The 26,164-nt window shown below is 69.8% G+C and carries 25 protein-coding genes; 7 read left to right on the top strand and 18 right to left on the bottom strand.

Going from position 1 to position 26,164, the window contains the following annotated elements; all coding sequences use genetic code 11:
• The first annotated feature begins 785 nt into the window (after nt 1-785).
• Genes E3U25_RS05935 through E3U25_RS05925 form a run of 3 tightly spaced genes read left to right on the top strand, consistent with a single transcriptional unit; the run spans nt 786 to nt 2,123 of the window.
• On the top strand, nt 786-1,160 hold the full coding sequence (locus E3U25_RS05935; RefSeq protein ID WP_036759849.1) for an NADH:ubiquinone oxidoreductase subunit NDUFA12: 375 nt from the start codon (nt 786-788) through the stop codon (nt 1,158-1,160).
• 4 nt (nt 1,161-1,164) lie between these two features.
• On the top strand, nt 1,165-1,632 hold the full coding sequence (mlaD, locus tag E3U25_RS05930; protein WP_072462441.1) for an outer membrane lipid asymmetry maintenance protein MlaD: 468 nt from the start codon (nt 1,165-1,167) through the stop codon (nt 1,630-1,632).
• Nucleotides 1,629-2,123 (top strand): DUF2155 domain-containing protein, encoded by a 495-nt coding sequence (locus tag E3U25_RS05925; RefSeq protein ID WP_116220942.1) that lies wholly within the window; start codon nt 1,629-1,631, stop codon nt 2,121-2,123. The genes mlaD and E3U25_RS05925 overlap by 4 nt, the downstream gene beginning before the upstream one ends.
• Here the strand turns inward: E3U25_RS05925 and aat are convergent.
• From aat to tkt, 6 genes are all read right to left on the bottom strand, one after another.
• The gene (aat, locus tag E3U25_RS05920; protein WP_116220943.1) at nt 2,087-2,728 is read right to left on the bottom strand and encodes a leucyl/phenylalanyl-tRNA--protein transferase; all 642 of its coding nucleotides are present in this window, start codon (nt 2,726-2,728) and stop codon (nt 2,087-2,089) included. The genes E3U25_RS05925 and aat overlap by 37 nt on opposite strands.
• 35 nt (nt 2,729-2,763) lie before the next feature.
• Nucleotides 2,764-4,116: an acetyl-CoA carboxylase biotin carboxylase subunit gene (accC, locus tag E3U25_RS05915; RefSeq protein WP_036759858.1), complete on the bottom strand. Its 1,353-nt coding sequence runs from the start codon at nt 4,114-4,116 to the stop codon at nt 2,764-2,766.
• A gap of 7 nt (nt 4,117-4,123) precedes the next feature.
• Entirely contained in the window at nt 4,124-4,642 is a 519-nt protein-coding gene (gene accB, locus E3U25_RS05910; protein ID WP_072462438.1) for an acetyl-CoA carboxylase biotin carboxyl carrier protein, read from the bottom strand.
• Nucleotides 4,643-4,745: 103 nt separating this feature from the next.
• Complete coding sequence (locus tag E3U25_RS05905; RefSeq protein WP_116220944.1) at nt 4,746-5,642, bottom strand: lysophospholipid acyltransferase family protein; 897 nt, start codon at nt 5,640-5,642, stop codon at nt 4,746-4,748.
• Entirely contained in the window at nt 5,639-6,580 is a 942-nt protein-coding gene (locus E3U25_RS05900; protein ID WP_116221687.1) for a DMT family transporter, read from the bottom strand. The genes E3U25_RS05905 and E3U25_RS05900 overlap by 4 nt, the downstream gene beginning before the upstream one ends.
• Before the next feature lie 186 nt (nt 6,581-6,766).
• Entirely contained in the window at nt 6,767-8,788 is a 2,022-nt protein-coding gene (tkt, locus tag E3U25_RS05895) for a transketolase (RefSeq protein WP_036757953.1), read from the bottom strand.
• 93 nt (nt 8,789-8,881) lie between these two features.
• Between tkt and E3U25_RS05890 the strand changes: the two genes are divergently transcribed.
• Both E3U25_RS05890 and E3U25_RS05885 read left to right on the top strand, forming a co-directional pair.
• Nucleotides 8,882-10,846, top strand: coding sequence for a hypothetical protein (locus E3U25_RS05890; RefSeq protein ID WP_116220945.1), 1,965 nt, complete (start codon nt 8,882-8,884; stop codon nt 10,844-10,846).
• A 91-nt stretch (nt 10,847-10,937) separates the two neighbouring features.
• Nucleotides 10,938-12,428: a nucleobase:cation symporter-2 family protein gene (locus tag E3U25_RS05885; protein ID WP_072462435.1), complete on the top strand. Its 1,491-nt coding sequence runs from the start codon at nt 10,938-10,940 to the stop codon at nt 12,426-12,428.
• Here the strand turns inward: E3U25_RS05885 and E3U25_RS05880 are convergent.
• Genes E3U25_RS05880 through E3U25_RS05865 form a run of 4 tightly spaced genes read right to left on the bottom strand, consistent with a single transcriptional unit; the run spans nt 12,422 to nt 16,650 of the window.
• Nucleotides 12,422-13,801: an HlyC/CorC family transporter gene (locus E3U25_RS05880; RefSeq protein ID WP_116220946.1), complete on the bottom strand. Its 1,380-nt coding sequence runs from the start codon at nt 13,799-13,801 to the stop codon at nt 12,422-12,424. The genes E3U25_RS05885 and E3U25_RS05880 overlap by 7 nt on opposite strands.
• Entirely contained in the window at nt 13,798-14,769 is a 972-nt protein-coding gene (locus E3U25_RS05875) for a tyrosine recombinase (RefSeq protein ID WP_116220947.1), read from the bottom strand. The genes E3U25_RS05880 and E3U25_RS05875 overlap by 4 nt, the downstream gene beginning before the upstream one ends.
• Complete coding sequence (locus tag E3U25_RS05870; RefSeq protein ID WP_116220948.1) at nt 14,766-16,388, bottom strand: hypothetical protein; 1,623 nt, start codon at nt 16,386-16,388, stop codon at nt 14,766-14,768. The genes E3U25_RS05875 and E3U25_RS05870 overlap by 4 nt, the downstream gene beginning before the upstream one ends.
• Nucleotides 16,375-16,650 carry a hypothetical protein gene (locus tag E3U25_RS05865; protein ID WP_116220949.1) on the bottom strand — a complete coding sequence of 92 codons (276 nt, stop codon included), beginning with the start codon at nt 16,648-16,650 and terminating at the stop codon, nt 16,375-16,377. Before E3U25_RS05865 ends, E3U25_RS05870 begins: the two co-directional genes overlap by 14 nt.
• Nucleotides 16,651-16,775: 125 nt before the next feature.
• On the opposite strand from E3U25_RS05865, the gene E3U25_RS05860 reads away from it, so the two are divergent.
• Nucleotides 16,776-17,312, top strand: a complete 537-nt coding sequence (locus E3U25_RS05860; protein ID WP_072462430.1) for a shikimate kinase — start codon at nt 16,776-16,778, stop codon at nt 17,310-17,312.
• A complete protein-coding gene (aroB, locus tag E3U25_RS05855; RefSeq protein WP_116220950.1) occupies nt 17,309-18,412 on the top strand; it encodes a 3-dehydroquinate synthase in 1,104 nt (367 codons plus the stop codon). Before E3U25_RS05860 ends, aroB begins: the two co-directional genes overlap by 4 nt.
• Here the strand turns inward: aroB and mnhG are convergent.
• The 8 genes from mnhG to E3U25_RS05815 form a co-directional block, all read right to left on the bottom strand.
• The gene (gene mnhG / locus E3U25_RS05850) at nt 18,409-18,816 is read right to left on the bottom strand and encodes a monovalent cation/H(+) antiporter subunit G (protein ID WP_072462428.1); all 408 of its coding nucleotides are present in this window, start codon (nt 18,814-18,816) and stop codon (nt 18,409-18,411) included. The two genes, aroB and mnhG, sit on opposite strands and share 4 nt — an antisense overlap.
• A complete protein-coding gene (locus E3U25_RS05845) occupies nt 18,813-19,094 on the bottom strand; it encodes a K+/H+ antiporter subunit F (protein WP_036757939.1) in 282 nt (93 codons plus the stop codon). The genes mnhG and E3U25_RS05845 overlap by 4 nt, the downstream gene beginning before the upstream one ends.
• Nucleotides 19,091-19,579 carry a Na+/H+ antiporter subunit E gene (locus E3U25_RS05840; protein ID WP_116220951.1) on the bottom strand — a complete coding sequence of 163 codons (489 nt, stop codon included), beginning with the start codon at nt 19,577-19,579 and terminating at the stop codon, nt 19,091-19,093. Before E3U25_RS05840 ends, E3U25_RS05845 begins: the two co-directional genes overlap by 4 nt.
• The gene (locus E3U25_RS05835; protein ID WP_052096111.1) at nt 19,576-21,321 is read right to left on the bottom strand and encodes a monovalent cation/H+ antiporter subunit D; all 1,746 of its coding nucleotides are present in this window, start codon (nt 21,319-21,321) and stop codon (nt 19,576-19,578) included. The genes E3U25_RS05840 and E3U25_RS05835 overlap by 4 nt, the downstream gene beginning before the upstream one ends.
• Entirely contained in the window at nt 21,321-21,665 is a 345-nt protein-coding gene (locus E3U25_RS05830; RefSeq protein ID WP_036757935.1) for a Na+/H+ antiporter subunit C, read from the bottom strand. The genes E3U25_RS05835 and E3U25_RS05830 overlap by 1 nt, the downstream gene beginning before the upstream one ends.
• Nucleotides 21,665-24,544: a monovalent cation/H+ antiporter subunit A gene (locus E3U25_RS05825; RefSeq protein WP_116220952.1), complete on the bottom strand. Its 2,880-nt coding sequence runs from the start codon at nt 24,542-24,544 to the stop codon at nt 21,665-21,667. Before E3U25_RS05825 ends, E3U25_RS05830 begins: the two co-directional genes overlap by 1 nt.
• A gap of 146 nt (nt 24,545-24,690) precedes the next feature.
• Nucleotides 24,691-25,929: a type III PLP-dependent enzyme gene (locus tag E3U25_RS05820; RefSeq protein WP_116220953.1), complete on the bottom strand. Its 1,239-nt coding sequence runs from the start codon at nt 25,927-25,929 to the stop codon at nt 24,691-24,693.
• A complete protein-coding gene (locus tag E3U25_RS05815) occupies nt 25,910-26,146 on the bottom strand; it encodes an acyl carrier protein (protein ID WP_036757930.1) in 237 nt (78 codons plus the stop codon). The genes E3U25_RS05820 and E3U25_RS05815 overlap by 20 nt, the downstream gene beginning before the upstream one ends.
• Between the last annotated feature and the right edge of the window lie 18 nt (nt 26,147-26,164).

Here is a 26,164-nt window from a genome sequence, read left to right as displayed (position 1 = left end):
GGCGTGGTGCAGGCGGGGCCATGGGCGCCGCCTTTTTCGTTTACCCCTCCGCGCGCGTCCATCCGCACGGAGAACGTCTCTGTCCGGCGGGCCGCAATGGTTTGTCGGCGCGTAAGGTTTCCGGCCGCGCTCGGATCGGCTTGTCCCCGTGCGGGCTCCGCCGGGGTGAACCGCATCCAGCTGCTGGCCTGCGACTACGGCTTGCCCCTGCGCGGGCTCCGCCGGATTTCCGGCCCAACGCTATCGCGCGGCTGCGGCGCATCATCTGCCTGATCGCCTTCGGGCTGCTGTTCCTGGGAATGCTTTCAGTCATCCTGGGGATGGCAGTTCTATTGGTGCAGCAGATCGTCAATCTGGGCCGACTGACGCTTCTGGGCTTGCTCTCCAGGCCCCAGTCAAGAGCCGAGACTCTCCATATAAGCCCCCCGACCAGGAGCAATGAGAAACCCTCCCGAGAGCAACTCGGGAGGGGGATCTCATCCCGACCTGGATCTTGGGGAAACTGGGGTGCGCTGTCCGTGGGGGGTTTCCCGGATCGCCACATCGGCCTCGGTCAGGTTCTCGGAAATGGTCGAGAACTCGCCAGCATTCAGCAGGGGAGCGATGGAAAGCCGGGCATTGGCCTCCTCCAGCGCCCTGATCCCGCCGCGATGAGCCGGCCCACCATCCGCCCCCCGGCCGCGTCGATTTGCCTTGTCCGGGCACGGCTGCGGCCAAGCGTCTCTGGACCTTCGCCGCAACTTGCGGCATATCTCGGCCACACCCGATTGATGAGGTTCGCACCCATGTCGTTTCTGCTGCGCTTTCTGACCTGGTGGAACAGCCAGACCCTGAACACCCAGGTCTGGACCAAGCTTTACGGCGAAAAGGTCGGCGAGGACGATCAGGGCAATGTCTATTACCAGTCCGGCGGCGGCAAGCGGCGCTGGGTGATCTATAACGGCGAGGCCGAGGCAAGCCGCATCTCGCCCGAATGGCACGGCTGGCTGCATCACACCTACAAGGAGCCGCCGACCGCGGCCCCGCTGCCGCACAAGACCTGGGAAAAGCCGCATGAGCCGAACCTGACCGGGACGCCTGGCGCCTATCACCCGGCGGGCTCGCTCTATCGTGCGCAGCCGGTCGAGCGGCGCGACTACGACGCCTGGCAGCCCGAGTAGGCGCATGAACACCGCCGCCGAACGGGCCGAGCTTTGGGTTGGCGCGGCGGTCCTGGCCGTGGCGGCCGGCTTCCTGGCCTGGTCCACCGCCGGCGGCAGGCTGGGGGCGCAGCTGGCGGGCGGCTATGAGCTGCGCGCGGCCTTTCCCAACGTGGACGGCATCGAGGTCGGCACCGATGTCCGCGTCGCCGGCGTCAGGGTGGGGCGGGTCTCGGCGGTTGACCTGAACCCGCAGACCTATTTCGCCGAGGCGCGGCTGCGCCTGCCCGACGGCATCCGCCTGCCCAGCGACAGCGCGGCGCTGATCCAGTCGGACGGGCTGCTGGGCGGCGCCTATATCGAATTGCAGCCGGGCGGCGCGCCCGACAACCTGGCGCCGGGCGACGAGATCGAGGATGTGCAGGGCGCGGTCAGCCTGATCTCGCTGATGATGAAATTCGTGGATGCGCAAAGCACGGACGACAGCCCATGACCGATCTTCTGACCCGCGCCTGCCTGTGCCTGCTGCTGGCCGCCAGCCCCGTCTTCGCCCAGGACGAGGAGCCGGCCGAGGACCAGCAGCTGATGATCGACCCGGCCTTCAGCGACGATCCCGATGCGGTGGTCCCCGTCGAGCCCTCGGCGGCCGAGCGGCAGCGCGCCGCCGAAGCCGCCCGCGGCCCCGAGACGGCGCGCGGCACCGGCGCGCAGCTGCGCGGCCTCGACAAGATCACCGGCCGGACGCAGGATTTTACCCTGGCCGTGGGCGAGTCGATCGCCTTTGGCCGGCTTCAGTTGAGCCTGGCGGAATGCCGCTATCCGGCGGCGGACCCGACCTCGGACGCCTATGCCGAGCTGACGATCACCGACCATCAGGCCAATGCCCGGCTGTTTGCGGGCTGGATGATCGCCTCGTCCCCGGCGCTCTCGGCGCTGGACGATCCGCGCTATGACGTCTGGGTGATTTCCTGCAACAGGGCCTGAACGCCGGGCAGGGCATGGGTAGTCAGGTCGGCCCGGACCTTTAGCGCGACCGCCAGCCGCCGGCGATATTCAAGGCGCGGGATGGCCTGGCCACCCATCGAGGCGAGATGCGGGTTCGGATATTGCGTGTCCCACAGCGTGAATCCGCAGCGCGCCAGATGCGAGGACATCCAGATCAGCGCCGCCTTGGAGGCATTGGGCCGGTGCGAGAACATGCTTTCGGCAAAGAAGGCCCCGCCCAGCGTCAGGCCGAACATGCCGCCGATCAGCGCGTCGCCGGCCCGGATCTCCAGCGAATGGGCGTGGCCCATGCGGAACAGATCGCGGTAAAGCGCCATCAGCGGGGCATTGATCCAGGTTTCCGCGCGATCGGCGCAGCCCTGGACCACGCCGACGAAATCGCAGTCGAGGGTCGCATGCCAGCCGCAATGGCGCAGCACGCGCCGCATCGAGCGCGAGACATGCACCCCGCCCACCGGCAGGATGCCGCGCAGCCCCGGCTCGAACCAGTAAAGCTGGGGATCCGAGGCGGATTGCGCCATCGGAAACACCCCCTGGGCATAGGCGGCCAGCATCCGTTCGGCAGTCAGGCCCCTGCTGCTCATGCAGGGACCGCCGGTCGTGCCGCCTGCCGCATCGCTCAGGCGCTGACGGCCATCTCGGCCAGCCAGCGTTCCAGCCAGTGGATCGAGTAATCGCCGCGCTGGATGTCGGGATTCTCGATCAGCGCCCGGAACAGCGGCACGGTGGTGTCGATCCCGTCCACGATCAGCTCGCCCAGGGCGCGGTTCAGCCGTGCCAGCGCCTCGGGGCGGTCGCGGCCATGCACGATCAGCTTGCCGATCAGGCTGTCGTAATAGGGCGGGATGCGGTAGCCGTCATAGATCGCCGAATCCATCCGCACGCCCAGCCCCCCCGGCGCGTGATATTGCGAGATGGTGCCGGGCGAGGGGGTGAAGTTCGGCAGCTTCTCGGCATTGATCCGCACCTCGATGGCATGGCCGCGGATCTGAAGGTCTTCCTGGCGGAACTCCATCTCTTCGCCGGCGGCGACCAGGATCTGCTGGCGCACCAGGTCGACGCCGAAGATCGCCTCGGTCACAGGATGCTCGACCTGGAGGCGGGTGTTCATCTCGATGAAGTAGAACTCGCCGTCCTCGAACAGGAACTCGATGGTGCCTGCGCCGCGATAGCCGATCTTGGCCATGGCATTGGCGCAGATGCCGCCGATGCGGGCGCGCTGCTCGGCGGTGATGACCGGGCCGGGCGCTTCCTCGAAGACCTTCTGGTGGCGGCGCTGCAGCGAACAGTCGCGCTCGCCCAGATGCACGGCGCGGCCGCGGCCGTCGCCAAAGACCTGCACCTCGATATGGCGCGGGCGCTGCAGGTATTTCTCGATATAGACCTCGTCGTTGCCGAAGGCGGCCTTGGCCTCGGCGCGGGCGGTGCGGAAGGCGGTCTCCAGCCCGGCTTCGTCATTGGCGACCTTCATGCCGCGCCCGCCGCCACCGGCGGTGGCCTTGATGATGACCGGATAGCCGATCTGCGCCGCCACCTGCTTGGCCGCGGCCACGTCCGCCACGCCACCGTCCGAGCCGGGCACCACCGGGATGCCCAGCGACTTCGCCGTCTCCTTGGCGGTGATCTTGTCGCCCATGATGCGGATATGCTCGGCCGAAGGGCCGATGAAGGTGATGCCGTGATCCTCGACCATCTGCACGAAGGCGGCGTTTTCCGACAGGAAGCCATAGCCGGGATGCACCGCCTGCGCACCGGTGATCTCGCAGGCCGAGATGATGGCGGGTTGCGACAGGTAGCTGTCGGTCGAGGGCGGCGGGCCGATGCAGACGGATTCGTCGGCCATGCGCACATGCATCGCATCGGTATCGGCGGTGGAATGCACGGCGACCGAGGCGATGCCCATTTCGCGGCAGGCGCGGATCACGCGCAGCGCGATCTCGCCGCGGTTGGCGATCAGGATCTTGTCGAACATCCGCGCCTCACTCGACGACCATCAGGGGCGCGCCGAACTCGACCGGGCTGCCGTCGTCGACGAGGATGCGCTTGACCGTGCCCGAGCGGGGCGAGGGGATGTGGTTCATCGTCTTCATCGCCTCGACGATCATCAGCGTCTCGCCTTCCTTGACCTGCTGGCCGATGGCGACGAAGGGCGTGGCGCCGGGCTCGGGCGCCAGGTAGGCGGTGCCGACCATGGGCGAGGTCACGACGCCGGGCAGGCTGGCCGGATCCTCGCTGGCGGGGGCTGCGGCCGCGGCCGGGGCGGCGGCGGGGGCCATCGCCGCGGGGGCGGCGAAGGCGGCCGGCATGGCTTGCGGCGCGGCTTGTTTCTGGTGCTTGGACAGGCTGACGGTCAGCCGGTCGTTTTCGTCATATTCGCGCTTGACGGTCAGTTCGGTCAATTCGTTGCGATCGAGCAGTTCGGCCAGCGCCTGGATGAAGGCGACATCGCCCTCGTGATGGCGCTTGTCTTGACCAGCGTGTTTGGAATCGTCGCTCATGCCGTCCTCTGGATGTCGTTGTCGGGGCCCGCGTTCTGATTGCGCGGCGGATTTGGGCGTCCTTATAGACCGTCGGGCAACCCAAGGGAAAGGGATTCGCCGCCTAGCCCCTGCGTTTCCAGCGCCGATGGACCCAGAACCACTGCTCCATATGGTCGCGGACCAGCCGCTCCAGATCGTCGTTCAGCGCCTGCATCATGGTCGGGGCGTCGCTGTGGGGGATGGGCGCGCCGACCTCGACGCGAAAGCTCAGCCCGTCGGGCTGGCGCACCCCGGCGATGGGCAGGATCAGCGCATCATAGCGCAGCGCCAGTTCCGCCGGGGTCAGCACCGTCCTGGTCGGCAGGCCGAAAAAGCGCAGCTCGGCGCCGTGGACGTCGAACTGGTCGAAGCCCAGCGACAGCCAGCCCCCACCCTTGAGAAAGCGCAGCATCGCCGCAAGCCCGGCGCGGCCGCGCGGGAACATCGGCTCGGCGATGGCGCGCATGGCGGGGATGTAATGGCGGTTGAACGCCTCGTTGTTCATCGGCCGGTAAAGCGCGCCGACCGGCCAGCCGCGCCCGGCAAGCGCCGCGCGCATGGCGTCGTAATTGCCGAAATGCGCCACGGCCAGGATCACCGGCCGGCCCGCCTGCGCGGCCTGTTCCAGCGCCGGCAGGCCGGGGCCGGCCAGCGGGTCGGCGGCATGGATGCGGTCGGTGAACTCGGAGCCGGAATAGATCTCGGCCAGCGAGCGGCCGGCGTTGTCGGGCACCGCGCGGGTCAGGCGGCGGACCTCGGCCGCGGAAAGGTCGGGACGCGCCATGGCCAGGTTGGCGCGGATGCGCCGGCGCCAGCCCGCCAGCGGGCCAAGCAGATGGGCAAAGAACCAGCCCATCGCGGGCACGCGCCGCCGATAGGGCAGGATGCGCGCCAGCCCCATGACGGCCAGGAAGGCGCCATTGGCGATGCGGTCGCGCAGCGGGGCGGGCTCCTGGGTCTCGGTGTCGGTCTCGGTCATTGCGGCCCCGTTCCGGCGGCCCGGTTCATCGCGCGGGCCTCGCGCATCCAGACATACAGGCCCGCGGCCACGATGATCAACGCGCCGATGAGGGTCCAGAGGTCGGGCAGGGTGCCCCAGAACAGCCAGCCCCAGAGCCCTGCCCAGACCAGCCCGGTATAGCCGAAGGGGGCGATGGCCGCCGCCTCGGCCAGCGAGAAGGCGCGGATCAGCAGCGCCTGCGCCGCCGTGCCGAGCCCGCCGAGCAGCAGGAAGGCCCAGAGGTCGCCGGCCGCGATGGGCTGCCAGACGAAGGGCACGGCGAGCGAGGAGAGGACCGTGCCGACCAGCGCCGACCACAGGATCGAGGTCGCGGTGGAATCGCTTCTCGCCATGCGGGTCAGGATGGCGCCGGCGGCATAGGTGAAGGCCGCGGTGAGCGCCAGCAGCGCCGCGGGATGGAAGACGCCGGCGCCGGGGCGGATGATGAGCATGGCGCCGCAGAAGGCGGCGAGGATGCCGAGGATGCGGCGGATGCCGATGGATTCGCCCAAAAAGACGGCCGCGCCCAGCGTGATCAGCACCGGGTTGAGGTCCATGATCGCCGTCGCCTCGGCCAGGCCGATGAATTGCAGCGCGCTGAAGAACAGCAGGCCCGAGCCGAATTGCGTCACGCCGCGGAAGAACTGCACCGCCGGGCGCCGGGTGGCGAGGGCAGGGCGCAGCCGCGGCGCAAAGATGACCGCGACGATGGCCAGGTTGGTGACGAAGCGCACCCAGACCACCTGCACCGGGTGGTAGAGCGTCGAGAGATGCTTGCCGGTGGCATCCATCAGCGTGAACAGGAAAATCGCCAGCAGCAGGAGCAGGATGCCGCGCAATTGCGCCGAGCGCGCCGGATCGCCCGCGGGCGCGAGGATCGGCGGCAAGGCGCCGGGGCTGGGTTCGGGCGGTGTCATGGCATGTCCCTCTTGTTCCCGCTTATGCCCGTGGGCGGCGGCGGGGTCCATGGGGGCGGAGCGGGTGCCTGCCCGCGCCGTCGCATGGGTATTTGGGGAACGAAGAAGCCGGGCGGGGATTCGAGGGGACCAGGCTTCGGGGCCGGGATTGGGCAGGCCGCGCCTTGGGAGCGCGGCCCGGATGGGTCAGCCGAGCAGGCGGCGGGCCTCGGCGATGGTCGCCTCGGCGGTGATGCCGAATTCCTTGTAGAGCGTGGGCGCCGGGGCCGAGGCGCCGAAGCCGGTCATGCCGATGAAGCCCGAGGTTTCCTCGCGCCCGCGCTCGCCCAAGAGCAGCCAGTCCCAGGGCTGGCGCACGGCGGCCTCGATGGCGATGCGCACGGTGCCGGCGGGCAGGACCTGCCGGCGGTATTCGGCGTCCTGGTCGCGGAAAAGCTCCATCGACGGGACCGAGACCACGCGGGTCGGCACGCCCTCGGCCTCGAGCGCATCGCGGGCGGCGACGGCGATTTCCACCTCGGAGCCCGAGGCCATCAGGATCACCCTGGGCTCGGCGCTGGCCTCGCGCAGGACATAGGCGCCCCTGGCCGAGAGGTTCTCGGACCCCGCATCCTCGCGCAGCAGCGGCAGGTTCTGGCGCGACAGCGCCATGACGGTCGGGGTCGATTCGCTCGACAGCGCGATTTCCCAGGCCTCGGCGGTCTCGATCAGGTCGCAGGGGCGCAGGGTCAGCGTGTTGGGCGTGGCGCGGCAGATCGCCAGGTGCTCGACCGGCTGGTGGGTCGGGCCGTCCTCGCCCAGGCCGATGCTGTCATGGGTCATGACATAGGTCACCGGCAGGCCCATCAGCGCCGAAAGCCGCATGGCGCCGCGGGCGTAATCGGTGAAGCACATGAAGGTGCCGCCATAGGGGCGGAAGCCGCCGTGCAGCCAGATGCCGTTCATCGCCGCCGCCATGCCATGTTCGCGGATGCCGTAGTGGATATAGCGGCCCTGGCGGTTTTCCGGCGTGAAGATGCCCAGATCCTTGGTCTTGGTGTTGTTCGAGCCGGTCAGGTCGGCCGAGCCGCCCAGCGTCTCGGGCAGTTCGGGGTTCACCACCTCCAGCACCATCTCGCTGGCCTTGCGGGTCGCGACCTTGGGCTTGCTGGCCAGCGCCTGCTGCTTGAGCGCGGCGATGGTGGGGGCAAGCCGCTCGCTGGTGCCGCCCGAGATGCGGCGGGCGAATTCGTCGCGGTTTTCCGCCGCATCGACGCGGGCGGCCCAGGCTTCGCGTTCCGCCCGGCCCTTGGCGCCGATGGCGCGCCAGTCGGCCAGGATGTCATCGGGCACGGTGAAGGCGGCGGCATCCCAGCCCAGCGCCTCGCGCGCGGCGGCGATCTCGGCCGCGCCGAGCGCCGAGCCATGCACGCCCGAGCTGTCCTGCTTGTTGGGCGCACCGAAGCCGATGATGGTCTTGCAGGCGACCAGGACCGGGCGGTCGTCCTTGCCGCTGGCCGCATCGGCCAGGGCGCGGGCGATGTCGGCCGGGTCGTGGCCGTCGCAGCTGAGCGTGCGCCAGCCCGAGGCCTCGAAGCGCTTCAGCTGGTCGGTCGAATCCGACAGCGACACGCGGCCATCGATGGTGATGTCGTTGTTGTCCCAAAGGACGATCAGGTTCTTCAGCTTCTGGTGGCCGGCCAGGCCGATCGCCTCCTGGCTGATGCCTTCCATCAGGCAGCCGTCGCCGGCGATGACCCAGGTCTTGTGGTTGCACAGGCCCTCGCCGAACTGGGCGCGCATCGCCTCTTCGGCGATGGCGAAGCCGACGGCGGTGGCGATGCCCTGGCCCAGCGGGCCGGTCGTCGTCTCGATCCCCTCGGCATGGCCGTATTCGGGATGGCCGGCGGTGATCGCGCCCCATTGGCGGAAGTTGCGGATCTGGTCGATCGACATCTGCTCGTAGCCGGTCAGGTGGAGCAGCGAATAGATCAGCATCGAGCCATGGCCCGCCGACAGCACGAAGCGGTCGCGGTCGAACCAGTTCGGCGCGGCGGCGTCGAATTTCAGGTGGTCGCGGAACAGGACCGTGGCGACGTCGGCCATGCCCATCGGCATGCCGGGGTGGCCCGAGTTCGCCGCCTCGACGGCGTCCATGGAAAGGGCGCGGATCGCGGTGGCGAGGCGCCAGTGGGCGGGATCGGCCTTGCGGCGGGCGGCGATGTCCATATCGGGATTCCGTGCTGTTGTATGGCGGCACGTCCTGATAGGCAGGAGGGCGCGCGGTTGCAAGCCGCAAGGGGAACGGAGGGGCGGTTTCGCATGACAAAGCATCACGCCATCATCGGTTTCCGGCAGGACCGGATCGGCGCGCGGCTGATCTGCCTGCTCAATGTTATGCGGATTGCGCGCAAGTTCGGGGTCTCGGGGCGCTATCTGTGGCTGTCCCAGCCCGGCGGCCCCTATCCCGAGCTGGCCGATCCGCGCGATTTCCTGGATCCCGGCTTCGTGGCCGCGCATATCGACGTGGTCGGGCGCGCGCCCGACCGCGCGGGCCTGCGCAACCTGCCCGCAGTCGCGCCGGGCATGAGCCGCGCCGGCTTTGCCCGGACCCTGGCCGAGGGGCGGCGCTATGAGTGCGACAGCATGGCCGAGATCCTGCGCTTCATGGACGAACCCGAGGCCGAGGCGGCGGCCGGCCTGCGCGCCGTGGCCGCCGATCTGGCCCTGTCCCCGCGGCTGGCGCGGGCGCTGGCGGATGCGCGGCGCATCCTCGAGCGCGCGGGCGGCGGCCGGCCGCTAGCGATCCATGTCCGGCGCGGCGACATCCTGGACGGCGATCCCTGGTCCTATTCCTCCTGGGCGTCGAAATATGTGCCCGACGAGTTCTTCCGCGCCTTCGTCGCCGCGGTGGAGGGGCCGGTGATCGCCTTTTCCGACACGCCGGCCGCGGTCGAGCATCTGCGGCAGGGCGATCCGCGCATCCTCTCGGTGCAGGAGTTGCTGGACCCCGGCGCGCTGACCCCGGCCGAGCGCGACCTGCTGGAACTGCTGCTGATGGCCGGTTGCGCCCAGGTGGGCGCGCCCAGCCACAGCGCCTTTTCGCGCGCGGCGGCGATGGTGGGGGAATGCCGGATCGTGACCCTGCCGGGGGCGCTTCCCGCCGATCTGCAGGCTTCGGCCCATGATGCGCTGCTGGAGCGGGTGCTGTCGCGGCCGGAGAGTTTCCTTGCGCCCGGCGATCTGGCGCAAAGCATAAGCTATGCCGCCGGCCATGCCCGGCGCCGCGGCCGAGGCGCGGAGCTGGTCGATGCCTTGGTCGGGAACCGCGCGCTGCTGGAGCGTTTTCCCTTTCTTTATCGCGAGCTTGCGGTGGCGGCCTGGTCGGCGGGCCGGGCGCAGAAGGCGCGGCGGCTGGCCTTGCAGGGGCTGGAGGCGCCGCTGATACGCAACCGCGACAAGCCGCAATGCCGGCAGGTGCTGCTGGTCACGGGCGGGCAGGGCGGGAATGCGGATGGCGCCGCGCCCGCACCGGACGCGGCCTTCGTGGACATGATCCTTGCCGGGCGCTCGGCCGAGGGGCCGATCATGCCCGCCCTGGCGCATCGGCTGATGCGCGAGGGCGGCGCGGCCAGCCGGGCGCTCGGCTTCGCCCCCGAACTGCTGGCGACCTATGCCCAGCCCGACCCGGAACGCGGCAAGGGCCGGATCCTGCCGCTTTGGCTGTTGCGAATCGACTGGTCGGAGTTCATCCGCGATCCGGGCCCGCAGCGCGAGCTGCTGGTCTGGCCCGACCTGTGGCGCAAGCTGGGCCCCGGCGCCGAGGCGCTGGCCCCGGTCGAGGCGGCGCTGGCCAGGGGCGAGCAGCCGCCGCTTGCCGAGGGGGACGCGGCCTGGCTGGGCTTTTGCGCCTCGGTGCTGCGGCTGCATGGCCGGCTGAACCGGGCGCTGGCGCTGCTGCACTGGCTGGATGCGGCGCGGCCGGGCCGGATGCTGACCTGCAAGCGGCTGGCCGATGTCTGCTTTGCCGCCGGCAATCGCAAGGCCGGGCAGCGCTGGCTGGATGCGGCGCTGGCGCTGGCGCCGGACCAGCCGCTGCTGCGCCTATCGGCCGCGCTGCGCGCCGCCGAGGCCCAGGACGCCCCGCGGGCCGAGGCGCATCTGCGCGCCGCCCAGGCGGCTTGGCCGGAACTGGGCCTGACCCAGACCCTGCGCCGCACAATGCGCCGGCAGATGCAGGCCGGCGCGCTTGCGGATGCCGCATCCTGCGCGGCGCAGGCCGGCTGATCACGCGATCGTCATAAAGCATTTGCCAAAGCCCGGCCGCCAGCGCAGTCTTGCGAAAACGCAAGGATAACGGGCAACGAAGGGGGGCCTCATGGCAAGAGCCGCGACATCCGCAGTCGATCCGGTCGACGAGATCCTGCCGCCGTTGCGCATGACGACCCTGGGCTTGCAGCATGTGCTGGTCATGTATGCCGGCGCGGTGGCGGTGCCGCTGATCGTCGGCCGCGCGCTGAAGCTCTCGCCCGAGGACGTGGCCTTCCTGATCTCGGCCGACCTGTTCTGCTGCGGCGTGGCCACGATCATCCAGTCGCTGGGCGTGACGCGCTGGTTCGGCATCCAGCTGCCGGTGATGATGGGCGTGACCTTCGCCTCGGTCGGGCCGATGGTGGCCATGGCCAATGCCTATCCGGGCCCCGAGGGCGCGCGGATGATCTTTGGCGCCATCATCGGCGCGGGGATCGTCGCCATGCTGATCGCGCCCTTCGTCGGGCGGATGCTGAAGTTCTTTCCGCCGCTCGTGACCGGCACCATCATCCTGGTGATCGGCGTCACGCTGATGCGGGTGGGGATCAACTGGATCTTCGGCAACCCGGTCGGGCCGACCGCGCCCAAGGTGGTGGACCCGGTCGCGGCGGGCTGGCTGAACCAGCTGCGCGACCTGGCCGGGACCGGCGCCGTGCCCGCGCTGCCCGAGGGCTTTGCCCCCGCGCCCAGCGTGCAGAACCCGCTTTACGCCCAGCCGGTCAACATCGCCATTTCCGGCGTGGTGCTGGTGGCGATCCTGCTGATCGCCCGCTTCGGCCGCGGCTTCGTCGCCAATATCGCGGTGCTGCTGGGCATGCTGATCGGCGCGGGGCTGACCATCGTGCTGGGCCAGATGACCTTCGACAAGGTGGCCGAGGCGCATTGGTTCGGCATCGTCGCGCCCTTCCATTTCGGCATGCCGATCTTTGACCCGGTGCTGATCGTGACCATGGTGCTGGTGATGATCGTGGTGATGATCGAATCGACCGGCATGTTCCTGGCGCTGGGTGAGATGACCGGGCGCGAGATCACCCCGCAGCGCCTGACCGCCGGTCTGCGCACCGATGGCCTGGGCACGCTGATCGGCGGCATCTTCAATACCTTCCCCTATACCTCTTTCAGCCAGAACGTCGGCCTTGTCGGCGTCACCGGCATCAAGAGCCGCTTCATTTGCGTCGCCGGCGGGCTGATCCTGATCCTGTTCGGGCTGGTGCCCAAGATGGGCGCGGCAGTGGAATCGCTGCCGACCCCGGTGCTGGGCGGCGCGGGCCTCGTCATGTTCGGCATGGTCGCCGCGACCGGCATCCGCATCCTCTCGACGGTGGATTTCGCCGGCAACCGCAACAACCTGTTCGTGGTGGCGGTGGCGCTCGGCTTCGGGATGATCCCGCTGATCGCCCCCGATTTCAAGCAATGGATGCCGCATGCCATCCACCCGCTGGTCGAATCGGGCATCCTGCTGGCGACCATCGCGGCGGTGGCGCTGAACGCCTTCTTCAACGGCGCCGGCGGCAGCGTCGAGGAGGCCAAGCGCGCCGCCGGCATGGCCGATCACTGATCGGCGGCGGCCTCGCCCGGCGGCGTCTCCAGCGGGCGGATGCGCAGCCGGGTGATGCGGTTTTCCCGCCGCGCCAGCACCTCGAAGCGGTAGCCGTGAAAGGAAAACACCTGGCCCGCCGCCGGAATCGACTGGGCCATGTGGATCACCAGCCCGGCGACGGTATTGGCCTCGTCGTCGGGCAGGGACCAGTCCAGCGCCCGGTTCAGGTCGCGGATGGTCATCGCGCCGTCGACCATGTAGTCGCCCTGCGGTCCGGGCAGCAGCGTTTGCGCGGCGTCCATGTCGTGTTCGTCGGTGATCTCGCCGACGATTTCCTCCAGGATGTCCTCGAGCGTGATCAGCCCGCGCAGGCTGCCATATTCGTCCACCACCAGCGCGAAATGCGTGTGGCGTTTGAGGAATTCGCGCATCTGCTCGTCCAGCGGCGTGGTCTCGGGCACGAAATAGGGCGGCATGGCGGTGTCCAGCACGTCAAAGCTGCGCAAGGCGTCCGGCCCCTGGTCCTGAAGCGCCCGGCGCACGCCGCGCAGCAGGTCCTTGGCATGGATCACGCCGACGACATTCTCGCGCTCGCCCCGATAGACGGGCAGGCGGGTATGCGGGCTCTTCAGCACCAGGTCCAGCACCTGATCGGCGGGAAGGCCGGCGTCGATCATTTCGATGCGCGAGCGGTGCAGCATCACCTCTTCGACGGCGCGTTCGCCCAGGTCCAGCGCGCCCAGCAGGCGGTCGCGTTCCTCTTTTTCGACCGAGCCGCTGGATTGCGCGATGGCCAGGGCGCCGGCGATTTCCTCCTGGACGGAAAAGACATGGCTTGCCCGGTCGGGTCGAAAGCCCAGCAGCGCCAGGATGCCGCGCACGATCAGCCGGACCACCGCGACGATCGGGGCCATGATCCGGGTGAAGACGCCGATCGGGCGGGCGACGCGGCTGGACAGCTCCTCGGGGGCAAGGATGGCATAGGTCTTGGGCAGCACCTCGGAAAAGATCAACACCAGCGCGGTCATCACCAGCGTCGCAACCGCCACGCCGCCGGCGCCCAGGATGCGGGTGAACAGCGCCGTGGCCAGGCTGGCCGACAGGATGTTGACCACGTTGTTGCCCAGCAGCAGCGAGCCGAGCAACCTTTCGCTGTCGCGGGTCACGTCAAGCGCCCGCGCGGCGCCTGCATCCCCCTTGTCGGCCCTGGACCGCAGCTTGGCCTGGCTAGAGGCGGTCAGCGCCGTTTCCGAGCCCGAGAAGAACGCCGAAAGCGCCAATAGCAGCAGGATGGCGGCGCAGGTCAGCCAGACCACCGGATCGGCAAGGATCGAATCGGGGACCGGCAGGGCGGCGGCGGCCGCATCCGCGGCTTGGGCTGGGACGGTCATGGCTTCTTTCCGCTGGCGTCGGCATGGGCCAGCGGATGGTGGTTCAGCACCAGGTCGCGCATCCGCGTGTCCAGGACATGGGTATAGATCTCGGTCGTGCCCAGGTCGGCATGGCCCAGCAGCGTCTGGATCGCGCGCAGGTCGGCGCCGCCCTCCAGCAGATGCGTGGCGAAGGCGTGGCGGATCACATGCGGCGAGACGCGGGCCGGGTCGATGCCGGCCGCCAGCGCCAGCTGGCCCAGCAGGGTGTTCATCGCCTGGCGCGTCATGTGCCCCTCGCGGCTGGCGGCGGGAAACAGCCAGCGCGCGCCCTTGCCCGCGACCAGCCGGCCCAGCGGGCTTTCGGCGGGCGCATTGTCGCGCCGCTTCAGCCAGGCGGCCAGTGCCCGGCGGGCGGGATCGCTCAGCGGCACCATGCGCTCCTTGCCGCCCTTGCCGCGGATCAGCAGCAGCGCCGGATCGCCGCGGCAGGCGCCCACCGGCAGCGAGACCAGCTCGCTCACCCGCATGCCGGTGGCGTAGATCAGCTCGACCAGCGCCAGGTTGCGGGCGCGCTCGGCCTCGTTGCGGCCGATGCGGGGCAGGGCGTCCAGCAGGGCCTGCACCTCGGCCCGGTCCAGCACCTTGGGCAGGCGCTGCATCCGGCCCGGCCCGCTGATGCGGCAGGCCGGGTCGTCCTCGCGCCAGCCTTCGTCCAGCGCGAAGCGCATGAGCTGGCGGATCGCCGACAGCCGCCGCGCCCGCGTCGCCCGCGACAGGCCCTGGGCGTCGCAATGGGACAGGTAATCCTCGATCCCCTCGCGCGGGACGGCCAGCAGGGTGTCGTCGCGCGCCGCCAGCCAGTCGGCGAAATCCCGCAGGTCGCGGCCATAGGCCAGCAGGGTGTTGCGCGCCGCCCCCGCCTCGGCCGCCTGCGCGTCGAGAAAGGCCGAGATCCGGCCCCGGTCGTTCAGGCCGCCGCCGCTCACGGTGCGCCGGCGCCCGGCGGGGGCGCCATCACCGGGGCCAGGATCAGCTCGATCGCCGCCTGGCGCGCGATTTCCTGCTGGCCCAGCACGCGCAGGACGCGCAGGCCCTGCGCCGCCCGCGGCAGGTCGCCGTCGAGCCCGGCATCGACATCGGCGATGGCGGCCAGCAGCGCCTCGCCCCGCCGGTTGGCCAGGATCAGCTGCGCGGCGCTGTCCGGCAGGTTCTGCTCCGACGGGCCAAGGAAGGCGGGGAAAAGCGCGGCCGCCCGCGGCTCGCCCTCGCCCTGCGGCGGGGCGGATTGCGGCTCGCCCTCGGCAAAGCGCAAAAGCCACAGCTCGAAAGGCGCGGCATCGGCGGGCGGGGCCTGCACCACCTGCGGCTGCGCGGCCTGCAGCGCCAGCCACAGCGCGATGCGGCCGGCGCGGCCATCCAGCCCCAGCGCGCCGACCTCGGCCCCGACCATGTCGGCCAGCGCCGGGCCAAGCCCCGCCGCGACCATGGCGTCGAAGGCGCGGGGCAGGGCGTGGCCCACGCCCGCCACGTCGCGCATCAGCAGCGCATCGGCCAGCGCCTGCACCGCGCCCGCGCGGTCCCAGACCCCGCCCGAGGCGGCGGGCTTCTGCTCCAGATAGATCATGCGCAGCTGCGAGGCCGGGATCGCCCCCGCCCGCGCCAGCCGCTCGGCCGCGTCCAGCCGCGCCTTCCAGCCCTCGTTCTGGTCCAGGTCCGCCAGGGCGAAGGCCAGGGGCAGGCTGGACGAGGGCAGGGGCTGGCCGATGGCTTCGTGCAGGCGCAGTTCCAGCGGCGTGACCACGGCGGGCGGCACCAGTTCCTCGGCGCTGTCGGAATAGCCGTCGTCCAGGTAATGCGCCAGGAGCGTCGCCATCTGCGGGTCGATCCGCCCCATGGCCTGGGCGCCGTGAAACACCAGCGCCGCCGCCGCCCAGTCGCCGCCGAAGGCCAGGCAGAAGATGCGCGCCGGAAAGCTGGGGGCGACGCCGGGGGTGCGGTCCATGGTCTCGCAGGCCTGGGCCTCGTCGCCGGACAGAAGCGCGATGTCGAACAGCCGCCGGAACCGCTGCGGGTCGCCGGGGCCGGCGGCCTTCAGCAGCTCCTTGGCGGCGCCGGTGGCACCCATGTCCAGCAGCTTGTCGACGCGGGCCAGGAAGAGGGTGCCTTCCTGCCCGGCCTCGGTCCGGGCCGGGCGCAGTTGCGCGGCCAGCAGCCGCCGCTCCAGCCGCCGCAGCGCCGGCAGGCGCGGGTTCGGGCTGCGGATCAGCCGCACCAGCACCGCCGCCTCGCTGTCGCCCCAAAGATCGGCCGGAAGCCCCGCCGCCCGCGGCGAGACGGTGCCCTTGCCGTCGGGATTGCCCTCGCCCAGCCGGGTCACGCCGACCGGCTCGACCGCGCCGGTGGGGGCAAGCTCGCGCCGGGCGCGCTGCCTCAGCTCGGGCGGGCGCGCGTCGCCGGGCCGCCAGGACGAGATGTTGTCGGGCTCGCGCACGCTGCCCGACAGCCAGTCGCTGGCCGAAAGCGGCGGCTTGGCCCCGGCGGGCAGGGCAAGCGCCAGCCCGCCCACCAGGGCGCAGGCCAGGCCAAGGCCGTCAGTCGAGGTCATTCTGCCCCGCCCCCGCATCCTCGGCCGCCGGGGCGGACTGGGCGGCATCGCCGTCGTCGGGGGCCGTGGCCGTCGAAGGGGCCGGCGTTTGGGTCGCGGCCGGGGTCGATGCCGGGGCGGCGGCCCTTTGCGCGCCCAGGTCCAGTTCGACCGGCATCCGCATCTCGCGCGGGTCGGAACTCATGTCGCCGAAATAGGCATAGCCGGCCAGGCCCGCCAGAATCAGGATGACCAGAACCACCACCACCTTCAAAAGCCGCATGAATTGCCCCTTCCGCCTCGATATGCTTGCCGGTCTGTCGCCGGTTCTTGCGAAATATATATGGCATTTCCCGAAAGATCACGCCATCAGTCTGTCCGGTTGCAAGAGGCGGGATCCGGGTGGTGATGCGGCGTAACATCGTGCTGATCGGAATGATGGGGGCGGGCAAGACCGCGATCGGGGGCGAACTTGCGCGCCGGTTGCGCAGGCCGTTCTCGGATACCGATGCCGAGATCGAGCGCGCGGCCGCCATGACCATCCCGGAAATCTTTGCCCGCGACGGCGAGGACTTCTTTCGCGCCCGCGAATCAGAGGTGCTGGGCCGGGTGCTGGCCTCAGGGCCGGGCGTGGTCTCGACCGGCGGCGGCGCCTGGCTGCGCCCCGAGAACCGCGCCCGCATCGGCGAAGAGGGGGTCTCGGTCTGGCTCGACTGCGACCTGGAGACGCTCTGGCACCGGGTCCGGCACCGGCCGACGCGGCCGCTGCTGCAGACCCCCGACCCGCGCGGCACGCTGGAGCGGCTGCTGGCCGAGCGCAGCCCGGTCTATGCGCTGGCCGACATCCGCGTCCCCGCGCAGCGCGGCGACAGCATCGAACAGACGGCGGACCGCGTGCTGGACGCGATCCGCGCGCATGATCCGGCGATCCTGGAGGGCAAATGAGCATCGAAACCGTCCATGTCGACCTGGGCGCACGTTCCTATGACGTGCGCATCGGCCAGGGCCTGCTGGCCCGCGCGGGCGAAGAGATCGTCGCGCTGGCCGGCCGCCGCCGCGTCGCCGTCCTGACCGACGAGACGGTGGCGGCGCTGCACCTGCCGGCGCTGCGCGAGGCGCTGGCCCGGCAGGGGATCGAAGCGCCGGCGCTGGCCCTGCCCGCCGGCGAGGCGACGAAATGCTGGGCCGAGCTGGGCCGCGCCGTGGAATGGCTGCTGGCCCAGCGGATCGAGCGCAACGACCTGGTGATCGCGCTTGGCGGCGGGGTGATCGGCGACCTGGCGGGCTTTGCCGCCGCGATCCTGCGCCGCGGCGTGCGCTTCGTGCAGATCCCGACGACGCTTCTGGCGCAGGTGGACAGTTCGGTCGGCGGCAAGACCGGGATCAACAGCCCGCAAGGCAAGAACCTGATCGGCGCCTTCCACCAGCCGGCGCTGGTGCTGGCCGACATCGACGTGCTGACCACCCTGACGCCGCGCGATTTCCGCGCCGGCTATGGCGAGGTGGCGAAATACGGGCTGCTGGGCGACGAGGGCTTCTTCGAATGGCTGGAAGCCAATGCCGGCGGGCTGGCGGCCGACCCGGCGCGGCGGCTGCACGCCGTGCGCCATTCGGTGGCGATGAAGGCCGGCATCGTGCAGCGCGACGAGACCGAGCAGGGCGAGCGCGCGCTGCTGAACCTGGGCCATACCTTCGGCCATGCGCTGGAAGCGGCCACCGGCTATTCCGACCGGCTGCTGCATGGCGAGGGGGTGGCGATCGGCTGCGCGCTGGCCTTCGAGCTTTCGGCCAAGCTGGGCCTGTGCAGCCAGGAGGCGCCGTCGCGGGTGGCGGCGCATTTCGCCGCCATGGGCATGCCGGCGCGCATCGCCGACATTCCGGACGAGCTGCCCGACGACGAGGCGCTGATCGGGCTGATGGCGCAGGACAAGAAGGTGCAGGACGGCAAGCTGCGCTTCGTCCTGGCGCGCGGCATCGGCCAGGCCTTCGTCACCGATGCGGTCGACCCCGCCCTGCTGCGGCAGGTGCTGGCGCAATCGCGCTAGGGCTGCGGATCGCCGGTTTCGGATTCGGTCTCGGCGGGGGGCTCGGTGCTGCGGATGCGGGGCGGCACCACCTCGTCATGGCCCAGCTTGCGGTCGCGGTCGCGGCGCAGCGCCGCCCGGCCCAGCATCAACAGCGTGATCGGCGTCGTGACCATGATGAAGATGCCGATCATCAGCTCATGCACCACCACCCGCCCCTCGGCCAGCGAGAACATCAGCATCGAGGCCAGGATGATCAGCAGCGTGCCATAGCTGTAGCCCAGCGTCGGCGCGTGCAGCCGCTGGTAGAAGCTTTTCAGCCGCACCAGGCCGACCCCGCCCAGCAGCGTCAGCGAGGCGCCGACCACCACGAACAGCGCGATGATGACGGCGGCCCAGGGCGGCAGTTGCTCCAGATGCATCATTCGATCACCTCGCCCCGCATCAGGAACTTGGCGGCGCAGACCGTGGTGACAAAGCCCAGCACGGCGATGACCAGCGCGCCCTCGAAGAAGAAGACATTGCCGTTGCCCATGCCGATGACCAGAAACAGCAGCATGGCGATGCTGTACATCGTGTCGAGCGCCAGGACGCGGTCCTGCGCCCGCGGCCCGCGCAGCATCCGCCAGCAGGCCAGCCCCAGAGCCAGGATCAGGGCGATCTGGGCATAGCCCAGGGCGAATCGCAGGATCTCGGCCGTCATTCGAATATCTCCATGAGCAGCGCCTCGTAGCGGTCGCGGATCAGGCTTTGCCAGTCGTCGTCGCTGCGCAGGTCGAGGACATGCAGCAGCAGCCGGCCTTCCTCCTGGTCGAATTCGATCCAGGCGGTGCCGGGGGTGCCGGTCAGGATGATCGCCAGCACCGCCAGCGCATTGGGATCGCGCAAGCGCAGCGTCAGCTCGACGAAGCCCGAATGGTATTTCGGATGGTCGGGGCCCAGGATCAGCACCCGCGCCACGGCGATGTTGGAGCGCAGGATGTCCAGCGCCACCACCGCCATCAGCTTGGGGATCGCCAGCCAGCGCCGGAAGATCGGCTTGGGCGGATGCAAGTGCTCGACCGACCAGCCCGCCCCCAGCGCGATCAGCGTGCCGAGCAGCAGATGGCCGGGGGTGAAGGCGGTCAGGAACAGCCACATCAGCACCAGCACGGCCGAAAGCACGGGATGGGGGACGAAGCGGCTCATTGCGCGCCCTCCTCTGGCCCGTTTTCGGGCTCGGCTTCGGCCTCAGGTTCGGGCAGCGGATCGGGGCTGAGGCTCTGCACCGGCGCGGCGCGCACGTCCTGCGCCTCGGCCAGCACCGCGCTGCGATAGACGCGCGGCTCCAGCAGCGCGTCGGCCGTGGCGCTGGTATAGCCCAGAAGCGCGTCCGAGCGCACGGTCTGCAGGCCGATCATGCCCAGCAGCATGACCACCGGCACCACCTCAAGCGCCAGGATGCGCGGGGTCGGGCCTTCCTCGGCCCAGAAGCGGCGGATGCCGAAGCGCATCAGCGCGATCAGCGCCCCCAGCCCCGACAGGATCAGCATGGCGGCATAGGCCCACAGGATGACCGGCAGATGGCCCGAGGCGGGCAGGTTGTCCTGCACCGCGCCGCGCAGGATGGCGAACTTGCCGATGAAGCCGGGCATCGGCGGCAGGCCGGCGATCATCGCCGCGACCAGGCCGAAGCAGATCGCCATGGTCAGCCAGCTGACGGTGCGCTGGCTGGCGGGGGCGGTGGTGTCCTCGACCGTGCCCAGCCCCATCGGCGCCCAGCGTTCCGACAGCGGGTCGAAGCCGTCGTCCTCGGCCGGGGCGTCGTCGTCGCCCTCGTCGTTGCGGCTGACCGGCTCGGCGATCAGGAAGAAGGCCGAGATGGCCGCAGTCGAGCCCACCATGTAGTAAAGCGCGCCGCCCAGCATGGAGCTGCCGCCCCCCGCCTGGGCAAAGCCGATCGCGGCCAGCACCGTCCCCGACGAGATGATCGCCAGATAGCCGCCCTTGCGCACCAGTTCCGGCGTGCCGAGGATGCCGATCATGCCGAATGCCATCGTCACCACCCCGCCGATCATCAGCACCGAGGCGCCGAAGCCCGCCGAGGGCCCGGCATCCGGTCCCAGCACCAGAAGCGACAGCCGCAGGATGACATAGATGCCGACCTTGGTCATGATCGCCATGATCGCGGCGGCGGGCGGCGAGGCGGCGCCATAGGTCGGCGGCAGCCAGAAGCACAGGGGCCAGGCCGCCGCCTTGATCAGGAAGGCCAGCCCCAGGAAGGTCGCCGCGGCGTGGAACAGCAGCCGCTCGGCATCGTCGAGCCAATAGAGCGCGCGGCCGATGTCGGCCATGTTCAGCGTGCCGGTGGTGCCATAGACCAGCGCCACCCCGATCAGGAAGAACAGCGAGGCCGCCAGGTTCACCGCCAGGTAATGCAGCCCGGCCTTGATCCGCTCGGGCCCCGAGCCGTGCAGCATCAGCCCGTATGAGGCGGCGAGCATCACCTCGAAGAACACGAACAGGTTGAACAGGTCGCCGGTCAGGAACGAGCCGTTCACCCCCGCCAGCAGGAACTGGAACATGCTGTGGTAATGCTGGCCCTTGCCGTGCCAGCCGGCGGCGGCATAGATCAGCGAGGGCGCGGCCAGAAGCGCCGTCAGCATGACCATCATCGCCGAAAGCCGGTCCAGCACCAGCACGATGCCGATCGGCACCGGCCAGTCGCCCAGCCGGTAAAGCCCGACCACGGTGCCGCCCTGTTCGGTCGCGGATTTGACGTCGGCCATCAGCTCGACCGAGGCCAGGAAGGTCAGCCCCACCGCCACCAGCCCCATGATCAGCTTGGTCTGCCGGTTGCGGTCGCTGTAAAACAGCATGAGCGCGCCGGCCACCAGCGGGATCAGGATCGGCGCGATCATCAAATGGTCGGGCATGGCCGCATCGTTCATCATGGATGACGCTCCCTGCCGTCCACGTGGTCGGTGCCGGTGGCCCCGCGCGAGGCGATCATCAGCACCAGGAACAGCGCCGTGGTGGCGAAGCTGATGACGATGGCGGTCAGCACCAGCGCCTGCGGCACCGGGTCGGCATAGGCGGTCGGATCGACGAAGCCGCCCTTGGGCATGATCGGCGCGGCGCCGACGTAAAGCCGGCCCATGGCAAAGATGAACAGGTTGACGCCATAGGCCAGCAGGCAAAGGCCGATGATGACCTGGTAGGACCGCGGCCGCAGCAGCAGCCAGACGCCGGAGCCGACCAGGATGCCGATGGCCAGGGCAAGGATCAGTTCCATCAGCGCGTCTCCTCGTCGGTTTCGGGCGCGCGGGCGCGCGGGGCGACGCGCAGCGACTGGTGGGCAATGGCGATCAGCATCAGCACGATGGCGCCCAGCACGGTCGAGAACACGCCGAAATCGAACAGCATCGCGGTCGAGAAGGGCACCTTGCCGATGACCGGGAACTCGAGATATTGCGCATGCGCGCTGAGGAAGGGATAGCCGAAGATCCACGATCCCGCCCCGACCGCCGCCGAGGTGGTCAGCCCCGCCGCCATCCAGCGCATCGGCAGCACGGTGATCCGCGCCTCGACCCAGCGCACATTGGCGGCGACATATTGCAAGAGCAGGCCCACGGCCAGGGTGACGCCGGCGGCGAAGCCCCCGCCCGGCAGGTCGTGGCCGCGGAAGAACAGATAGGCCGCCAGCGCGATGATCGGCGCGAACATCCATTGCATCAGCACCGAGGGCACGAAGAGATAGGCCTCCAGCGCCTGCTCCTCGGCATCGAGCTGCGGGCGCGGGCGCTCGACGCTTTCGGGCGCGGGGCGGAAGCGGCGCAGCAGCGCATAGACGGTCAGCCCGACGACGGCGAGGACGGTGATCTCGCCGAAGGTGTCGAAGGCGCGGAAATCCACCAGGATGACGTTGACGACATTGGTGCCGCCGCCCTCGACATAGGCATTGCGCAGGAACCAGTCGCCCAGCGAGGTGCCGGGCGGGGTCAGCAGCACCGCCAGCGCCAGCGCGGTCATGCCCGTGCCGCAGGCCAGCGCGATCAGCAGGTCGCGCGCCCGGCGCGAGCGGGCGGTCAGGTTGTTGTCGCCGGGGATCTCCTGGTCGCGCTTGGGCAGCCAGCGCAGGCCCAAGAGCAGCAGCGCGGTGGTGGCGATCTCGACCAGCAGCTGGGTCACGGCCAGGTCGGGCGCCGACAGCCAGACGAAGGTGGCGCAAGTCACCAGCCCGGCCCCGCCCATCAGCACCAGCGCCGCGAAACGGTGATATTTGGCCTGCCAGGCGGCGCCGACGGCGCAGGTGCCGCCGACCAGCCACAGCAGGGCAAAGACCAGCTCGCTTGCGCCCAGTTCCGGCATGGGCACGTTCCAGTCCAGCCGGCGCAGCACGAACCAGGCCCCGGCCAGCGACAAAAGCACCATGGCGCGCAATTGCGACTGAAGCCCGTTCGCCGACAGCACCCGCAGCGCAAAGCGCGGCAGCCGGATGGTAAAGACTTGCAGCAGCCAGTCGAAGCCGCGGGCAAAGTCCAGCCGCCGCATCAGCCGCGTGCCGTCCTCGCCCGAATCGATCAGCCGGCGCGGCAGCAGGTAGATCAGCGCGCCCAGCGACATGGCGATCAGGCTCATGATCAGGGGCGGGTTGACGCCGTGCCAGATCTTGAGGCTGAAATGCGGCAGTTCCGGGCCGACCACGGCCATGCTGGCGGTCTGCAGCCAGGTGCCCAGCACCTGCTGCGGGAACATGCCGACCGCCAGGCAGATCGCCACCAGGATCGCCACCGGCAGGCGCATCAGCAAGGGCGGCTCATGCGGTTCCTGCGGCAGGTCGGTGGCGGGCGGGCCGAAGAACACGGTGACGATGAAGCGCAGCGAATAGGCGGCGCTGAACGCCCCGGCCAGCACCGCGACATAGGGCGCGAAATTGTCCAGCGAGCCGCCGTTGTTCCAGACATAGGTCGCCTCGAAGAACATCTCCTTGGACAGGAACCCGTTCAGCAGCGGCACCCCCGCCATCGCCCCCGAGGCGATGATCGCCAGCATCGCCGTCACCGGCATGACCCGCGCCAGGCCCGACAGGCGGCGCATGTCGCGGGTGCCGGTCTCGTGGTCGATGATGCCGGCGGCCATGAACAGCGAGGCCTTGAAGACGGCATGGTTGACGATGTGGAACACGGCGGCGATCAGCGCAAAGGGGCTGCCGATCCCGGCCAGCGCCGTGATCAGCCCCAGGTGGCTGATGGTGGAATAGGCCAAGAGCCCCTTGAGGTCGTGGCGGAACAGCGCCACCACCGCCCCCAGCAGCAGCGTGGTCATGCCGATGCCGGTCACGATCTGGAACCAGGCGTCCGTGCCCCCCAGCGCCGGGTGGAAGCGCAGCAGCACGAAGACCCCGGCCTTCACCATGGTCGCCGAATGCAGATAGGCCGAGACCGGCGTCGGCGCCGCCATGGCATTGGGCAGCCAGAAATGGAACGGGAATTGCGCCGATTTGGTAAAGGCGCCCAGCACGAACAGGATCAGCACCACCGGATAAAGCCGGTGGCTGGTGATCTGCGGCCCGGCCTTGAGCACGGCGTCCAGTTCGTAGCTGCCGGCGATCTGGCCCAGGATGATCATCGCCACCATCAGGCACAGCCCGCCCGAGGCGGTCACGATCAGCGACATCCGCGCGCCGTCGCGTGCGTCCTGCCTCTGGAACCAATAGCCGATCAGCAGGAACGACACGATGCTGGTCAGTTCCCAGAACACCACCAGCATGATGATGTTGCCCGACAGCAGCAGCCCCGACATGGCGCCGCAAAAGGCCAGCAGACTGGAATAGAGCCGCGGCACCGGGTCGTCGGGCGACATGTAGTAGCGCGCATAAAGGATGACGAGGAAGCCGATTCCCGCCACCAGCACCATGAACAGCCAGGAAAACCCGTCGATGCGGAAGGTCAGGTCAAGCCCGATGGAGCTGACCCAGCGGAAGGTGCCGGTGATGCTTCGCCCCTCGGTCACGGCGGGGTAGAGCACGCCCAGGATCACCAGCGCGACGATCATCGTCAGCCCGGCGAGCCAGGCTTCGGCGTTGCGCGCCCGGATGGGAAGTGTGGCCGCCAGGGCGGCCGACACGAATGGCGTCAGAACAAGCAAGAGCAACAGGTTCTGTTCGACCATCGTGTTCCTTTTCCGGTTCGGGCTGTGCGCAGATAATAGACGCGCAGCCGCGGAAAACACAACCGACCCGGTCGATAAAAACGACGCAAAAATCCAAGATCAGAAATATTTTATCGCTTGCCCGGAAATGGGGCGGCGGCCGGGCCTCAGCCGCCGCGGATCCGGGTCGCGTCGCGCATCTGCCCGCCGGTCAGCAGCACCTCGGCCGGCATGGGGTGGCTGATGAAATGCAGCGGGCTGGCGGTCGGCCCATAGGCGCCGCAGGCATGGATGGCGATCAGGTCGCCTTCCTCCAGCCTGGGCAGGGCGACGCCGCCGCCCAGCTTGTCGATCGAGGTGCAGAGCGGGCCGGATATGTCCTGCCTTTCCTCGGGGCGGGTGCCGCCCTCGTCGCCGCCGACGCGGTGCATGACGTAATTGCGCCGCAGCACCATGCCGAAATTGCCCGAGGCCGCCAGGTTGGCGTTCAGCCCGCCGTCGCAGATGGCGATTCGGCTGCCGCGCGACTGCTTGACCGAGACGACGCGGGCCACGAACCAGCCCGCCGGCCCGACCAGGTAGCGGCCCAGCTCCAGCACCAGCCGCGTCGCGGGAAAGCGCGCGGCGAAGGCGTCCAGTTCGGGGCCGATCTCGGCGGCGATGGCGGCAAGGTCCAGCGCGCCGTCGCCGGGGTGATAGGGGATGCCGAGCCCGGCGCCGAAGATCAGCTTTTCCGGGCGCAGGTCCAACGCGGCGCAGGTCTCGGAAAAGACCTGCATGAAGATGCGCCAGTTCTCGCAGATCGCCTCGGGCTTGAGGCATTGCGTGCCGGAATAGATGTGCAGCCCGATGATGCGCAGGTTCGGCAGGGCGGCGATCTGCGGCAGGATCTCGGCCGCGTCCTCGACATCGACGCCGAAGGGGCTGGGCCGGCCGGCCATCTGGTCGCCGAAACCCTTGGGCACGCGCGAGGGCGCCAGGCGGACCAGCACCGGCTGCACGCGGCCCAGCTCGGCCGCGACGGCATCGGCCAGCCGCGCCTCGCGCAGGCTTTCCAGCACCAGCTCGCCCAAGCCCGCCTGGGTGGCGGCGCGCAGCTCCGCCTCGCGCTTGGCCGGGCCGGTGAAGCTGATCCGGCCCGCATCCCAGCCCGCCTCGCGCGCCAGCGCCAGCTCGCCCCCCGAAGAGATGTCGAGGCAGTCCAGCCGGTCCCGCATCCAGCCCAGCAGCGCGGGGTTCGGATTGCTCTTGACCGCGAAGCTGACGGCGAACCAGCGCCCCAGATGCGCGCGCAGATGCGCCAGCCGTTCCTCGACCAGGTCGGTGGCATAGACATAGCAGGGCGTGCCGAAGCGCGCCGCGGCCTCGGACAGGTGGCGGTCGAGGTCAGTCAAGGGTCTGCACATAGGCCAGGATAGCGTCCACCGTGTCGAAATTCTCCAGCGTCACGTCGCCCGGCTGCACCCGCACCCCGGCATGCTGCTCGACGAAGGAGATCAGCCCGACCATCGCCACCGAATCCAGCATCCCGGTCGAGAAAAGCTCGGTATCGCCGTCCAGCGGCGTGTCGATGTTCAGTTCGGCGCGGATATAGCGGAACAGTTCGTCCTTGCTCAGGCTCATGGATTCAATGCCTTTCTG

It is taken from the genome of Paracoccus versutus, from assembly GCF_029909795.1.
Taxonomy (GTDB): Bacteria; Pseudomonadota; Alphaproteobacteria; order Rhodobacterales; family Rhodobacteraceae; genus Paracoccus; species Paracoccus versutus.
Note: the sequence above shows the minus strand (reverse complement) of the source record. Positions and strands in the feature narration are given on the sequence as shown.